The following is a 15,290-nucleotide window of genomic DNA, read 5'->3' on the forward strand; positions in this document are numbered from 1 at the left end:
ACTGAGAATCCAGGCTCAGCACTTCATACTGCCAGCCAGACGAGAGCGAAGTTACCCAAGAGTGGTCAAGCCTAGACCAGTCAAATACCCCAAAAAGAGGGCTGGAGGGCTTAACTGACTGGCATTAAGGCTTGCCCGCGAAAGCGGTAGACCAGTCACCGCTGAACCAAAGCCTTAAGCAAACAGCTTCAACACATTATTCATCGCATCATCCGCAAACCCTTGCACAAAATCCTTGAACCCCGGCAACGTCTCATCACCCCCCTGCGCCGGTTCGGCAATGATGGTCCAGGTCGCCCGCGACTGGCCCGCACCCAGCGGTTCAACACTCATCGCCGCCCACAAACTGGCCACGCCCAGCGTGTTATAAATCGTGGTCCACGTCATGTTCAGCGCCTGGTCGTCCCGCGAGTTGAGTTGCTCGACCACCAGGTTACCGTCCTTGAAGAATTTCTTGCGCAGCGACGACACGCCTTCGCCCGTCATCTCGATGTGCGACAGCGCCGGAATGAATTGATCGAAGCCGGCAAAGTTGCCGACCACCGCCCAGACCTTCGCTGAGTCAGCCGGCACTTCTACTGAAGACACGACGTGGCAGCCTTGAGGGTTTTTGATCAGGGTATCGGGTTGCAGAGTGCTCATGGTCTTGCTCCATTGGGTTTGAGTGAATCAGATGAAATTGATTTCTTTGAGGTAGTCGCAGCCGCGACGCAGCAGCGCTGGGGATTTTTCCGGGTAGTGCGCGCCCATCTGCCGAACGCCCGCCTGGGCGTTGTCGTGGCCGATCATCGAGATGTCGCCGATGTCTTCTTCGAAGCCGTTTAGGTAGAAACCGAGCACGCCGAACAGCGCGTTGTCGCTGTCGACCCGGCCCAGTTGCTGCTGCCAGTCGGCAACGCTGACCATGGAAAACTCCCGCCCAGCCTCACGGAATGACGCGACGTAGTCGTCCCAACTCAGGGGCTCAGGGTTGTGCAGGTTGAACACCGCTTTTTCAGGCGAATATCGGCTGGCGTGAAAGGCGATGAAGCGGGCGAGAAAGTCCACCGGCATCAGGTCAAAGTTCAGTGCGAACTCCGGCACCTGGCCCAGCTGGATCGACCCCTTGAGCATCAGCATCAAGCGATTTTTGTGCGGCTGACAGACGCCGGTCAGGCTGTTGAAACTGATGTTGCCAGGGCGATAAAGATTGACCCGCACCCCAAGCTCGCGCGCCCGTTCGAGGATCCGTTCGCCGACCCATTTGGACAGGTTGTAGCCGTTCTTGATGTAGATCGGCGGGGTCTGCGCCGCAGGTAATTCCAGCACCCGGCCATCGTCGGCAATCGTGCTGGACGCCGACAGCGTGGAGACGAAATTGAAGATCTTCTTGCTGCGCCCCTCGCACAGCCGAAGGCATTCGAAAATCGGCTCGACGTTGTCCCGCGCCAGAGACTCGTAATCGAGCACGTGATTAACGTTGGCGGCGTTGTGCACCAACGCGCCGAACTCCCGGTCGAGGCGCTCGTAAACGTCCGCATCGAGACCCAGTGCCGGGTGCGCAATATCCGCCGCGTAAACCTGCACCCGACTCAGGTCCAGATGCTCCAGACGGTTTTCCCGTAGTGCATGAGCGAAGCGCTCTGCCGCCGATTGCCCGCCACCATCGCGCACCAGGCAGGCGACTTCACTGACGCCCCACGCCAGCAAAGCCTCGACGATGTGCACCCCGACAAAACTGTTGGCGCCGGTGACGATCACCTTGTGCACATCGCCCATGCGGCTGATGGGCAGCGGCTGAATATCCAGCTCGCGGAAGGCATCCGCCAGTGCCTGCGCGCTCAGGACTTCCTCGGTACCGGAGCCTCGCACCAACGTTGCCAACTTCGTAATCGTCGGCAATTCAATGAAGCGGTTGATCGAGATGCTGCGGCCGAATTCTTCACGCAATCGCAGCAGCATCCGCGACAACAGAATCGAATGGCCGCCCAGATTGAAGAAGCTTTCGTCGGTCGAAATATCGCTGGCCGGCAGCTCCAGCAGCTCGGCCCAGATCACCAGCAACAGCGTTTCATCGGCACTGGTGGGCAAGCGCCGCGTGGTGTTTTCGGCAACATTCACCGGCATTGCCAGCAGGGCTTTGCGGTCGACTTTGCCGTTGCTGGCGAACGGCATGCTCGGCAGTTCGGTCCAGGCAATGGGTTGCATGTAGTCCGGTAAAAACTGCGTCGAGTGAGCCTTCAAGGCTTCGCGAGCGACGCCCGGTTGTTCCTCCTGAGGTTGTGCGAGAAAGGCCAGAATTCGTCGCTGACTGTCGATGACCACCGCCACCTGACGGTACAACTGACTGTCACGCAGGCAGCGTTCGATCTCTTCCGGCTCGACCCGAAAGCCGCGGATCTTCACCTGATTGTCCCGCCGTCCGCACAGCTCGACTCCGTCGGCGGTCCATTTCGCCATGTCGCCGGTACGGTAGGCGCGCAGGCTCTGGCCGTCCGGCAGATTCAAGTCCAGGTAACGCTCGGCAGTCTGCTGCGGGTTGTTCAGATAACCCAGGCACACCCCTGGCCCGGCGATGTACAACTCACCGACGGTCTGCTCGGTCACCGGTTGAAACCCCTCGTCGAGAATCAGCACCTGGCTGTTGGCAATCGGTGCCCCGAGTGTGCGGTTGCTGTCGCCGGCGCGTAGCTGACGCGCGGTGATCAGCACCGTGGCTTCGGTCGGGCCATAGAGGTTGTAGAGGTTGCCCTGACGGGTGAGCTGCTCGATGACATAGGGCTCGCAGACGTCGCCGCCGGTCATCACATGATCCAGAACCTGCAGCTGATCCAGCGGCAGAATGCTTAACAGTGCCGGCGGTAAAAACGCGTGACTGAGGCGTTGATGGCGGATCAGCTCGACCAGTTGCAAGGGATCGCGGCGCTGGTCGTCGCTCGGCACGATAAGCTCGGCGCCCTGAAGCAGGGTCGGGAAAATATCGATCAGCGACGAGTCGAAACTCAACGACGAAAACTGCAAGGCCCGACTGTGCTCGGTCAGCTGTACATAGTCGGCGTACCACGCGGTGAAGTGCGCGAGGTTGGCCTGGCTGAGCAATACCCCTTTGGGATGCCCGGTGGTGCCCGAGGTGTAGAGCGCCATGCAGGGCGCATCGAGGTCGGGTCGCTGGCGCATCAAGGGTTGGCCGAGGTCGACGTCAGCGCAGTCGATACGGCTGATGTCCAGGCCCTGCATTTCGTCGGCGAGGGGATGTTGGCCGTCATGTAACAACAACACCGCTCCGGCATTCGAAAGGATGTACTGCTGACGTTGCAGCGGATGGCTCGGCTCCAGCGGCAAGTACACCGCGCCACTGCCCAGAATCGCCAGGATACCCGCATACAGCGCACTGCATTTCGGCATGCAAATCCCGACCACCAACGGTCCTTGATGCTGAGCGAGCAATGGCAGCAAACGCTGCTGGATCGCGCGGCTGTGGGCGTGCAATTGCCGATAGCTGACCGAGGTGCCGTCGATGTTGAGCGCGGGACGTTCGGCGGACTCGATGAAGCGCTGTTCGAGGCGCTCGATCATCGGGATCCGGGCGAGGTGCTGCAGCCACGGTTGAGCTGTGTTGTTGAGTTGATGGACGAACGCCAGACCCTCTAGAAATTGCAGGTTTTCCAGCCGCTCGAAGTGAGCCGCCGCTGCCGGCTCGGCGTGCAGAAAATACCCTTCATCCCGGGAGAAGCGGCTGACCAGCAGCGCGACGTGATCCACCAGTTCCGCCACAGCTCGCAGGCGCAATGCCTGGCCGTTTCCCGAGGTTTCATCGGCAATCGGCACGCGAGTGAACAGTCTTGATCCGTGCATGCACAGCAGGTCTATCGGCGGCAGCCCGCAGATGCCTGACTCGCCGACGTCCAGTTGCAATGTCAGTTGCGGCGCATCACTCAGGACTGAAAACGCTTGGCTAGCGTCGTCGATCAGCAGATCAAATGACGGCAGCTCGTCGAATGCCCCAAGCCGCACCAGCGAATGACCATGCTGTTCAAGTTCCAGCGCCAGGTCGGTCAAGGCCTGGCTTTGCCCAATGAGCAGAATGTCGAGACGTCTCATGATGTTCTCCTCGTTAAACCAGGTAGTCGCTGAGGGCGTCTTGCACGCACGGCGAATCGAGCAGCGAACTGCTGCGGAAAAACCGCACGATGTTGGCGACCAGCGGGTGATGACGATTGATCGGGAAGGCCATCCCCGAGATTTCGTTCTTGAGTGCCTGGCGTGCCGAGTCGCTGATCTGCAAGGATTCGATCAAGCGGAAGTCGAAGGACTTCTGGATGTCGTTGGTCAGGTAATGGCCGATGAACACCGGCAGAATCTGTGCGATCCGCTGGCGGTCGTCTTCGCTCGCGGTGTGCCAGTAGATGCGCACCATCCGCGACCAGAACCCGGAGTGGCGGCCCTCGTCCAGCAAGTGGTCGGCCATCAGGCCCTTGATCGATTGCTTGACCGTGTCGTCCTTGGCGAACGCTGCCACATCGCCGGTCACGGTGTTCTCGGCGATGGCCACGCAGATCAGTTCCACGGCGCTGCGCAGGTGTTCCGGTGCGAGGGCCACGGCCGCCGGAATTGCCCGGCTCAGCTCGATTTCATCCGGCAGCTGGATCGGCGTGATGCCGGTCATGGCGACGGTCTGCTGCATGAAATCCATCGCCACCAGCGCGTGGTAATCCTCGTCCACCACCACGGTCATGGCGTCATACCGACAGGCAAACGGGAACGCCACGGCGAAGCGATTCTTGGCGATGCTGCGGGCGGTCTTGTCGACGATCTCGGTTTCGAAAATCACCACGTCGTTGATGAATTTGTAGAGCGTCTGCACCAGCGCAAAGTCCCGTTGTTCCGGGCATTCGCGCAGGAAGGTTTCACTCAACACCAGTGGCTGGCGGCTCAACGGATAGATCAGCTTGTCATCGTTCTCCAGCACCCGCCGGGGCCGCGTGCGGATGGTGGCGCGGCTCTCCCAGGCGTCGGCGAAGGACTGGTAGTCGGCGGCGTTCATGCGCTCACCTCAGGCATAGGTTCGCTCATGCTCAGGCGCAAGCCGTCCCACAGGGCGATGCGGCTTTCCACGGCGGCGATGGCGCTGGCGTAGACGTCTTCTTCGCGTTGCGAATCGCCATCGACCAGCCGTGCGAGGAGTTTTTCTGCTGCCGGGCCGTGGTCCTCAGAGTCGACTTCGATGTGCCGTTCCAGGTAGTACCGGAAGGTCGGCGCTTGCTCGATGCCAATGCCCCAGTCGTCGAGAATCCGCTGGAACATCTGCGGAATAACGCTCTCACGACCATGCAGAAACGCAGCGGCAACACTGTGTCCCGGCGCATGCAGCGCGGTGTGCAAGGTGTGCCGCACGAACTGCGCGGCCGCCGGATCGACATCAACGCTTTGCAACGCCACGTCGTAACTCACACCTTCTTGTTGCAACGCCACGAAGCGTTCGACAGCGACCGTGCTGGCACCGACTTCGCGCATCGCATCCAGGTACAACTCAAAATGACTGTAATGACCCTGGGCCGGACGATCATCGGACTCTTCACCCAGCACAATCTCATTGATAAGACGCGCGGCCTGCGGATCTCGCGGCGGCAGCCAGGGCAGTTGAACGCAGGTCAGGTCCTGTTGCAGACGCTTGGTCAGCGACATGAAATCCCACACCGCAAAAACATGGCTTTCCATGAAACGCTGAAGTACCGACAATGAATGTATTTCAGAGAAGATCGGGTGCGCACTAAGTTCTGCTTTCTTTTGGATGAGGCGGTCTTTATTCGTTTTCATGAGCGAGCCTATAAGTGATCTGAAATGCCGTTAAGGGTGTTGTGATCTATAAGTGACGGTCGTTTAACGTTTTTTGTTGGCGAGCGGATGCCTCAATTAAATTGATGTCATCGAGTGCGATAAAGTCGTTTGGGTGCCGTGTTTACTGGCGGCGGAGAAAAACTAATACACGAGTAAAGTGTCGAGCAAGTTATTTTTATATTATTTGCAAGTTGTGTTTTCTTGCGCGCGACACGTTCCGATAAAACTTTAAGCGGCAGTTTTATGTGGGCGTAGTTGCTCCTTTCGACGAAGTATCGTCAAAATTCAAATAAAGAGTGAATGCCTCACTCAAAGCAACTTTCAAAGTTGTTCCGTTGAATGCTTCAAGGGGTGGAAGTTGGCTGGGATTGACGCCGGTGCTTCCTTTCCCGTGACAAGACTCCTTCCGTAGGTTCTTGGTGCGAGGACTGCGCCGCCAATGCGGTGCGTCGCCCGTTCATTATTCGTTGGCAGCCCAAGAGTGGGCGTAAATCACGGCCGCCGCTATCGCCGCGGACGTCATCTTTGCTGGCGTATTGATGGAACTGAGGGAGGTCTATCGATGGCAAGGCTTTGGGGAAGGGAAGTACGGTCGCCGGATAGCTCGGTGTTAGCGCAGGGGATGTGTAAGGAGATTATTCACGGCAAACGCGGCGCGCAGTTCGAACTGCGCGCCCAGGTTTTTTGCGGAGGGTTACCTGGAGGTTTTCTTGTTCAGCACTTCAGGGCTGTTGAGGTAGCGCGTGATCACCTCGACACCGCGATTGAGGTGATTGTCGAGCAGCTTCACCGAGCGCTCAACGTCGCGGTCCTCGACCGCCAACAACAGCGCTCGGTGGTCTTCCTGGGATAATTTGCCCAGGCCCATGGCTTCCAGGTTGAAGCGCAGGAAGCGTTCTTCTTCGTTCAACCCGTCCTCGACCAGCAGCAACAGCCGGCGGTTAGGCGCCTTGCAGTAAAGCGCCATGTGGAAGAGACGATTGAGGCGGCCGATCTCGCTGTAATCGTGTTCCGTTTCCATGTCGTCGATATGCTTGGCGGCCTGTTCGAAGTCTTCCTTCTCCAGCAAGGGAATCGACAGGCGCAGTGCCTCGGATTCCAGCAGGATTCGCAACGCATAGGTTTCGACGGCATCGCCCTGAACCAGCGGTGCAACCACTGCGCCTTTGTGGGCGATAACGTTGAGCAGCGCCTGGGCTTCAAGCTGGCGCAAGGCTTCGCGCACCGGCATGCGGCTGACGCCGAACAGGTCGGCCAGATCTTGCTGGCGCAACGCGGTGCCGCAGGGAATACGCCCGTCGAGAATGGCCGAACGCAGGGTTTCTTCGATCACCGAACGTGCCAGGTGAGCGGGAATCGGCCCGTTGACCTTGATACTGCTGAGGGGGTTGGGCTTCTGTGTCACTACTACGCACCCTGTTTGGCTGAAATATTTGGATCCAAATGGACACTAGTGACTGCCATGCAGCTTGTCAAACGGACTGAAGATCACCATCCGCGACTTTTCATGTCATCCACCATTCAAAGTCTAGCCCGTCGCCAGTGATTGCACCGTGCCATTGTCTTTTACCGGGCTAACCTGCACCATCAACCGAATTCCACCTGCCTGACCTGGATGCCTCGCATTGGCGGTACGTTTCGCGATCCCTCGGACTTTGCGCTGGCTGTGCTGCGCGTTAATGCTGGCCGGCGTCATGCTGGGCGGGCTGCATGCCGATTGGGATTTTTCGCTGATCAGCCGCAAGGCGCAGGCCTTGTACGGACCGTTGGGTGAAGGGCAGTCGCGCATCGATGCCTGGCAGCATTTGCTGTCCACGCAAAAACAGGTCAACGAGCTGGAACAGCTCAAGATGGTCAATCAGTTCTTCAACAAACAGATGCGTTACGTCGAGGACATCGACCTGTGGCACGAGGTCGATTATTGGGAAACCCCCATCGAAGCCCTGTGGAAGGGTGCCGGCGACTGCGAAGACTACGCGATCGCCAAGTACTTCAGCCTGCGCCATCTCGGCGTTTCCAGTGACAAACTGCGCATCACCTACGTCAAGGCTCTGCGGCTGAATCGGGCGCACATGGTGCTGACTTACTACTCGAGCCCCGAGGCCATGCCGCTGGTACTCGACAGCCTGATCGATGCGATTAAACCGGCCAGCCAACGAACCGATCTGCTGCCGGTCTACTCTTTCAATGCCGAAGGGTTGTGGTTGCCGGGCGCCAAGGGCAACAAGAAAGTCGGTGACACCAAACGCCTGTCCCGTTGGCAGGACGTGTTGAAGAAAATGCAGGCCGAAGGTTTCCCGGTCGAGACGACTAACTAGGAGCACGCGCTCAGATGTCTTTGTTCAAACAGCTGTTGATCGCTATCTGTCTGTTTCTGGTGGTCGCCTTCACCGGCAGCTTCATGGTCAGCCTGGAAAGCTCGCGCACCCAGTACGTCAACCAGTTGCGCTCCCACGCCCAGGACGCTGCGACAGCATTGGCGCTGTCCCTGACGCCGAACATCGACGATCCGGCAATGGTCGAGCTGCTGGTCAGTTCGATCTTCGACAGCGGTTATTACGCGAGCATCCGTGTGGTCGACCTCAAGACTGACCAGACCATCGTCGAGCGCAGCGGCATCCCAGCGGTGAACAACGTGCCGGACTGGTTCGTCAAAATGATCGGCCTGGAGCCGGCCGGTGGCGATGCGCTGGTCAGCCGTGGTTGGGAACAGGCGGCGCGGGTCGAGGTGGTCAGCCATCCGATGTTCGCGTTGGCCAAACTGTGGCAGAGCGCGTTGGGCAGCCTCGGCTGGTTGCTGATCTGCGGCGCCGTGAGCGCGGTGTTGGGCGCGCTGTTGCTGCGCCGACAACTGAAACCGCTGGACTACATGGTCAAACAATCCCACGCCATTGCTCGCCGCGAATTCCTCAGCCTGCCGGAGCTGCCGCGCACACCGGAACTGCGCCGTGTGGTGCAGGCCATGAATCAGATGGTCGAGAAGCTCAAGGCGCTGTTTCAGGAACAGGCCGAGCGCAGTGAAAAGCTGCGGGTCGAGTCCTATCAGGACAACCTCACGGGCCTGGCGAACCGTCGCTATTTCGAGATGCAACTGAACGCCCGGGTAAGCAATCCGGAACAGGCGAGCTCTGGTTATCTGCTGTTGTTGCGGGTCAAGGACCTGGCCGGTTTGAACCAGCGGCTGGGCGGTCAACGCACCGACCAATTGTTGCAAGCGGTGGGCGAGCAGCTGTCCCGCGAGTGCGCCAAGTACCCGGAAACGCAAAACCTCGTCACGCGGATCCGTGGCGGTGAGTTCGCCGTGCTGGCGCCGGGGCTGGTGCGCGAAGAAGCGCTGCAATTGGCGCAGAACCTCGACAGTGCCTTGGCAAGCCTGCATGCGACCGGCGCCACTGACGTGGCTTCGGTGGCGTCGATCGGGCTAGCGCCGTTTATTCATGGCGATTCACCGCAAGCGGTACTCGGGTTGGGCGATCAGGCGTTGGCTCAGGCTGAAGGGCAGGGTGAACAGAGTTGGGCGTGCCTCGATCACAGCGCCTCGGCCAGTGTCGGGGATGACCATCACGCCTGGAACAACTTGCTGGATCAGGCGCTGAATCAGCAGCGTTTCCAGTTGTATTTCCAACCCGTGGTCGCCAGCCAGGACACGCAACTGGTGCTGCATTACAAGGTGCTGTCGCGGTTGATCGATGATGACGGTCAGACCATTCCCGCCGGACGCTTCCTGCCGTGGCTCGAGCGCTTTGGCTGGACCGCGCGCCTGGATCGGCTGATGTTGGAGCTGGTGCTTGAGCAGATGGCCGAGCATGAAGAGTCGCTGGCGCTGAACCTGTCTTCGGCGACGTTGGCCGATCCGCAGGCGCTGAATAGAGTCTTCGAGATTTTGCGTGTTCACTCCGACCTCGGACCACGGCTGACCCTGGAAATCGGCGAGGAGCAATTGCCCGAGCAATCGATGCTGGAAGAACTGACGCGGCGTCTGCGTGAGCTCGGGTTCTCCTTGAGCCTGCAACGGTTTGGCGGGCGCTTCAGCATGATCGGCAACCTGGCGCGGCTGGGGTTGGCGTATCTGAAGATCGACGGCAGTTACATCCGGGCGATTGATCAGGAAAGCGACAAGCGCCTGTTCATCGAAGCGATCCAGCGGGCGGCGCACAGCATTGATCTGCCATTGATTGCCGAGCGGGTGGAGACCGAAGGGGAGTTGGTGGTGATTCGGGAGATGGGGCTGTACGGGGTTCAGGGACAGTTGTTTGGTGAGCCGAAGCCCTGGCAGTGAGGCTTGATAGCTGAGTCGTCAGTCCGTCCGCCTTCGCGGGCAAGCCTCGCTCCTACAAGGTCGTGCGTTGGCGTAAACCTGTAGGAGCGAGGCTTGCCCGCGAAGGCGTCTGTACAGACACAACAATGACGAGACCTTAAATCAACCCCGTCTCGTCATCATCAATCAAATGACTCAACCCACCCAACGCCTCACGGGCCTGGTTCCGGTCCATCAGTTTGGCCTGAGCAGCGGCCGGCAAGTCGGTGACGCGGATCACGCCTTTGCTGGTCAGCACCTGAATCAAGTCGTCGAGTACCCGGATCATTTCCAGGTCGCTTTGCTTGAGCTGTTTGAGGCTGGTTTCCATCACTTCGTTGGCGTACCAGGCCTGGATCTCGTGATTGTCAGCCGGCAGCGTTTCCGTGGCCTCGGCGTAGGCCGCGGCTTCCACGCGCACTAACTGACCTTGCGCATCGCGTTGCACGTAGAACATTGAGCATCCCTCAGAAATGAACCAGCGTCATGCTGTCAGCAGCATAGGCCAACTGGACGCGAGTATGCGGTGCGGCGACGAAATCGTCACCGGGGGGATGGGCACAAACGCAACGGCCGCCCCATAAGGGCGGCCGTTTTTCGTTGGATCAGCTGTTGTTGTGGTCGACTTTGATGGTCGGGTCACTGCCGGCAATCAACGTGTGAATGTTGGCGCTGGACCAGTTGTTGCCTTCCAGTTTGATCGTCACATCCGGCGCGGCCGCTGCAGCGTCGGCGCCGTTGAACTTGCCGCCGGAACTGACTTGCAGCGATGACACGCCATCCACGGTGCTGATCTTCAGGAAGTTGTCGATGGTGCTGCCGGTTTCGCCTTGCAGCAAATCGCGCAGGTCGATGCGGTCACCTTCGCTGGCCTTGAAGTCCTTGATCACGTCGTTCCCGGTATCGCCAGCCTTCCAGACGAAGGTGTCGGCGCCCGAACCGCCAATCAGGATGTCGTTGCCCTGACCGCCCATCAGCGAGTCGTTACCCGTGCCACCGAGCAGGATGTCATTGCCCTTGCCGCCGTCGAGCAGGTCATTGCCCCCCGAGCCAAAGAGAATGTCGTTGCCCGCACCGCCCAACAGCGTGTCGTTGCCGTCATGGGCACCGGACACATCGAATGCGCTGGAGTGCTCAGTGATGTACTGGTGCACGTTGCTGGTCGTGACTTTGCTGACGTCCACGCCGGTCTCTTTGGCGACGAACGCCTGGATCGCCTGATAACCCTCGCCGGCAATGCCGTTGAAGCTCACCAGGTCACCGAACAGGATGTCGTTGCCATTGCCGCCATTGACCGTGTCGGAACCCGGCATTGTCGCTTCGGTGTGGCCGATGATCGAGTTGGCCAAGTCTTTCGGATCGATGTTGGTTTGCGGCGTCTTGTCCGTGTCGTACGGCTTGAGGTCGTTGAGGGTGACGTCTTTGTTCAGGCCGATGGCTTCTACCGTCGACACCTTGCCCAGCAGCGCGAAGCTGTCGGTGGAGTTGTCGATGGCGCTGGAGCCGGTGCTGCTGCCGTTGCCGTCGCGATAAGACAGCTCGTACGTGCCGTTACCCTCGGCGCGAATAGTGCCCAGCTCGTCACTGCTCCAGTAGCCGCCCTTCGAGTTCTTGTACGTCTGCAGCGTGACGGTGCCGGAGTTATCGATGGTCAAGTAGTGAGTGCTGTCCAGATAGCCGGAATAGGTCTGACCCAACTTGTAATTGGTGGTGGTGATGACGTCATCGAGCTTCACGTTGCCGAACAGGGTCGGGTTGGTCTGCTCACCGCTCTGGTAGTAGGTCGGCTTGCCGTCAGTGATGAAGTACGTGAGGTTCTTCGCCCCGGTGTTCGCCATGGCGTCGGCACTCTGGAACCAGTTCGCCGTGGTTTTGAACACGTCCTCATAGTTGGTGCCGCCGCCGGAAACCATGGAATCAAGCACCGCTTTGAGCAGGATCAGCGCATTCGGGTCGTTCAGGTTCACCGAGACAGACTTGTTGACCTGGTTGTCGAAGTCCGCGAGGAAGATGTTCACGGTGCCGGAGTTGCCACCCATGCTCTGTTTGAGGGTGTTGAACACCGAGGTCAGCGAGTCCTTGGCGGCGTTGATCGACGACGCGCTCATACTGCCCGAGCTGTCGACCATGAAGGCGATGTTGTAGTTGGTGCCCGGCACCACGGTCAGCCCGCCGATGTCGGCGACCATGATGTCGTTACCATCGGTGCCGGTGATGGTGTCATCGGCCGCAGTGGCGGTGACGGCGTTGTAGACCGCCGGGTAAACCTTGACCGGGATCGTCGTGGTGCTCAGCGCCGAACCGCCCAGTGCCTCGGTGGAGGTTGAGGTCACAGTCAGGTTGAACTGGCCGTTGTAGTACGGCGGCGGGGTCACGGTCAGGGTGCCGAGGTTCCAGCCGGTGACGTTGGCTTCGCCCGACGTGGTGCTGGCGGTGAAGGTGTGGCCGGCGCCATCGGTGAGCACCGAGCCCGCCGGGATGCCGCTGATCTTAACGATGAGGCTTTCGGAGCCGTCGGTATCGGTGAGTGCAGTCTTGATCGCAGACAGGTGAACGCTGGTGCCTTCGGCCGCTTCGTTGAGCTTGTAGCCGTCGTAGTAGCCTTCGCCGTTAGTGCCGTGCAGGTCGGAAACTGTCACGCCGGAAGCGGCCAGGTCTGCCACGCCGGTGTACAGCGGCACGCCGGCGCTGCTCAGGTCGACTGCTGCAGCGCCGTTGACCGACAGGTTGACGTCATAGCTGCCCGGGCCGCTCTGGTTGTGGTGGTAGATGTCCAGCGTGTAGTAACCGCTGGTGGTCGGGATAAACGAACCGCTCAGTTTGCCGCCCGCACCCCACGTGATCGCCGCGACGTTTTTGCCGCCGATGGTCACGAGCAGGCTGTCATCGCCGGTACCGCTGAAGGTGTAAGTCTTGCCCGCTTCGAGGTAGATCAGGCCGGAGGTTTTCGACGCCGTGCCGGCCGCGACGCTGCCGTCGGACTGCACGTTGGTCACGGTGGTGCTGCTGTTCGGTTTACCGGCGGCATCAATCACCGACTTCAGCGTGTTCGACGCCGCGCCGCTGCCATCGGTGCCGAGGCCCGACAGGCCGGTCCAGACTTCCTTGATCAGCCCGGTGGATTTGACGCCGTTGTCCGCAACGCTCAGGGACGGAGCATCGGCAACGGGCGTGATGTCGATTTTGATCGTGCCGGTGTTGCCCAGCAGCGAACCGTCGGTTGGCTGGAACTTGATCTGTGCGTAGTCCGCCAGATTGTTGCCCACGCCGGTGCCGCCGTAGCCATTGGCGCCGGATTCGTTGGCATCCGGCAGGAAGCGCACTTTACCCGCGTCGATGTCAGCCTTGGACAGGGTCTGGTTAGTCGTCACGTCGGTCCAGGTCGAACCGTTCAGGTACTGCAATTTGCCTTCGCCCGGCAGGCCGGTGATTTTCACGCCGAGGCTGGCGGCAGGGCTGTCGACGTCGCTGACGCCGAAGGTCGACCAGCCGAGGATCAGCGGGGTGTCCTCGGTGCCGGTGACGTTAACCGGCGCGGCGGTCGGTGCATCGTTCACGGCCACGACGTTGACGGTGGTGGTCGCGGTGTTGGAGTAGTTGCTGCCATCGGTCACCGTCACAGTGATGATCCGCGGCACGGTGCTCGGGTCTTCGCTGCTGTTAGTAAAGCTGATGTTTTTGATCTGTTGCATGTAGTCGGCCAGCGTCGCGTTGCCGGACAACGTCAGCGTGACGGTGCCCTCCTTGCTGTTGGCATTGATGGTGATGCCGTTGACGCTGTTGCCCAGGTTCAGCGCATCACCCGGCTGACGGTTGGTCAGCACGATGGTCGCGCCGGTCAGCATTGTGCTGTCCGGGTCGGTGATTTTCAGGTCGGTGTCGCCGATTGATACGCCTTGGCCCGTGGTGCCTTCGGTGAAGGTCACGTTGTAGTTGGCTCCCGTGGCACCGCTGGAGTTGTTGGCATCCAGGTCGAGCACAGGCGGTGCATCGTTGTCGACGATCGAGGTGCTGACGCTGCCATTGGACGCGCTGATCGCCAGGTTCTCGAAATTGCCGCCGGCGGCCGAGTCGATCTTGACTACGAAGTTTTCGGTGCCTTCGGTGATCCTGTCGTCCAGGGTCGCGACGTTGAAGCTCGCCGTGCTGCCACCCGCCGGAATTTTCACGGTGTACACGCCGGTGAAGTCCGAACCGTCGGCGGCGGTGCCGCTGTAGGTGATCTTCAGGGTGACTTCGGTCTGCGCCGGGTTCGTCAGGCTGACGGTGTAACTGGCCGTCTGGCCTTCGGTCACCGAGGTGCTGCCGGTGATGCTGACTTCGGTTCTGTCGAGGGTGTCGGTCACGGTGGTGCTGACCGGGGTTTTGTCGGCAACCAGATTTTCGTAGTTACCGCCGCTGACGTTGGTGATGGCGTTGGTCAGTGGCGTGTGGCCGCTCAGTGCGTCGTTTGGCGCGAGGGTGGTCACGAAACCGGTGGTTTTGCCGATGTCGATGGTGATCGTTTGGCCGTTGGCCAAGGAAACGGTCACTGGCGAACCGGTTACCGGTGCACCGACAGTGGCGGTGTAGGTGACAGTGCCACCTTCAGCCGCGGAGGATGTCGCGGTCAGGTTGACGGTCGAAGTGTTGATGGTGTCGGTCACATCGGTAACCGCCGCCGCCGGGTCTTTGACCAGGTTTTCGAAGTTGCCGCCAGTCGCGTCCTTGATGGTCGCTTCGACTTTGCCGGCGTCTTTGTAAACGTCATCGGCAGGCGCTTTGACGGTCACTGAGCCAACAGTTGCGCCAGCAGCGATGTTAATCACGGCGCCGTTGCTCAGTGTGACGATCACTGGTGTGCCGGCAGCATTAGTCAGCGTGGCGGTGTAAACAATCGAACCACCTTCAGCAACCGTATCGGTTGCGCTCAGGCTGAGGGTGGTGGTGTCGGCAGTGTCAGTCACCGAGGTATCGGCCGACTTGCCATCGACATCCAGTTTCTCGTAATTGCCGCCCTTCGCATCGTCGATTTTCACGCTCAGGGAGCCGCCGCCAGCCAAGGCATCATTCGGTGCGGAGTAGTTCACGCTGGCGCTGCTGGCGCCAACTGGAATGGAGATGGTCTGGCCATTCGAAAGGGTCACTACGACCGGCGAACCGGTCACTGGAGCAGTGACGGATGCGGTGTAAACCA

8 protein-coding genes and 1 pseudogene are annotated in these 15,290 nt (G+C 59.9%); 2 read left to right on the forward strand and 7 right to left on the reverse strand.

The features are described from left to right. Positions 1–174: 174 nt before the first annotated feature. The 5 genes from EYC95_RS29230 to EYC95_RS29250 form a co-directional block, all read right to left on the reverse strand. On the reverse strand, positions 175–642 hold the full coding sequence (locus tag EYC95_RS29230) for an SRPBCC family protein (protein ID WP_131063419.1): 468 nt from the start codon (positions 640–642) through the stop codon (positions 175–177). Between the two features lie 27 nt (positions 643–669). Further along, a complete protein-coding gene (locus tag EYC95_RS29235; RefSeq protein ID WP_131063420.1) occupies positions 670–4,080 on the reverse strand; it encodes a non-ribosomal peptide synthetase in 3,411 nt (1,136 codons plus the stop codon). Between the two features lie 13 nt (positions 4,081–4,093). After that, on the reverse strand, positions 4,094–5,023 hold the full coding sequence (locus EYC95_RS29240) for a diiron oxygenase (protein ID WP_131063421.1): 930 nt from the start codon (positions 5,021–5,023) through the stop codon (positions 4,094–4,096). After that, entirely contained in the window at positions 5,020–5,796 is a 777-nt protein-coding gene (locus tag EYC95_RS29245) for a DUF3050 domain-containing protein (protein ID WP_131063422.1), read from the reverse strand. Before EYC95_RS29245 ends, EYC95_RS29240 begins: the two co-directional genes overlap by 4 nt. Positions 5,797–6,511: 715 nt before the next feature. Beyond that, entirely contained in the window at positions 6,512–7,222 is a 711-nt protein-coding gene (locus tag EYC95_RS29250) for a GntR family transcriptional regulator (protein WP_131063423.1), read from the reverse strand. Between the two features lie 220 nt (positions 7,223–7,442). Here EYC95_RS29250 and lapG point away from each other — a divergent pair, with 220 nt between their 5' ends. Next, the gene (lapG, locus tag EYC95_RS29255; protein ID WP_131063424.1) at positions 7,443–8,135 is read left to right on the forward strand and encodes a cysteine protease LapG; all 693 of its coding nucleotides are present in this window, start codon (positions 7,443–7,445) and stop codon (positions 8,133–8,135) included. Positions 8,136–8,149: 14 nt separating this feature from the next. Next, entirely contained in the window at positions 8,150–10,096 is a 1,947-nt protein-coding gene (gene lapD / locus EYC95_RS29260; protein ID WP_131063425.1) for a cyclic di-GMP receptor LapD, read from the forward strand. A 136-nt stretch (positions 10,097–10,232) separates the two neighbouring features. On the opposite strand, the gene EYC95_RS29265 is transcribed toward lapD, so the two are convergent. Both EYC95_RS29265 and EYC95_RS29270 read right to left on the reverse strand, forming a co-directional pair. Next, complete coding sequence (locus EYC95_RS29265; protein WP_131063426.1) at positions 10,233–10,571, reverse strand: tryptophan synthase subunit beta; 339 nt, start codon at positions 10,569–10,571, stop codon at positions 10,233–10,235. A gap of 148 nt (positions 10,572–10,719) precedes the next feature. Beyond that, positions 10,720–15,290, reverse strand: a pseudogene (locus tag EYC95_RS29270) (LapA family giant adhesin); the annotation flags it as partial.

Source organism: Pseudomonas sp. BGI-2 (genome assembly GCF_004310295.1).
Taxonomy (GTDB): Bacteria; Pseudomonadota; Gammaproteobacteria; order Pseudomonadales; family Pseudomonadaceae; genus Aquipseudomonas.

What these genes read in the sequence shown, in the direction of transcription:
- EYC95_RS29230 (WP_131063419.1), bottom strand. Translation starts at nt 642, where the DNA reads ATGAGCACTCTGCAACCCGATACCCTGATCAAAAACCCTCAAGGCTGC.
- EYC95_RS29235 (WP_131063420.1), bottom strand. Translation starts at nt 4,080, where the DNA reads ATGAGACGTCTCGACATTCTGCTCATTGGGCAAAGCCAGGCCTTGACC.
- EYC95_RS29240 (WP_131063421.1), bottom strand. Translation starts at nt 5,023, where the DNA reads ATGAACGCCGCCGACTACCAGTCCTTCGCCGACGCCTGGGAGAGCCGC.
- EYC95_RS29245 (WP_131063422.1), bottom strand. Translation starts at nt 5,796, where the DNA reads ATGAAAACGAATAAAGACCGCCTCATCCAAAAGAAAGCAGAACTTAGT.
- lapD (WP_131063425.1), top strand. Translation starts at nt 8,150, where the DNA reads ATGTCTTTGTTCAAACAGCTGTTGATCGCTATCTGTCTGTTTCTGGTG.
- EYC95_RS29265 (WP_131063426.1), bottom strand. Translation starts at nt 10,571, where the DNA reads ATGTTCTACGTGCAACGCGATGCGCAAGGTCAGTTAGTGCGCGTGGAA.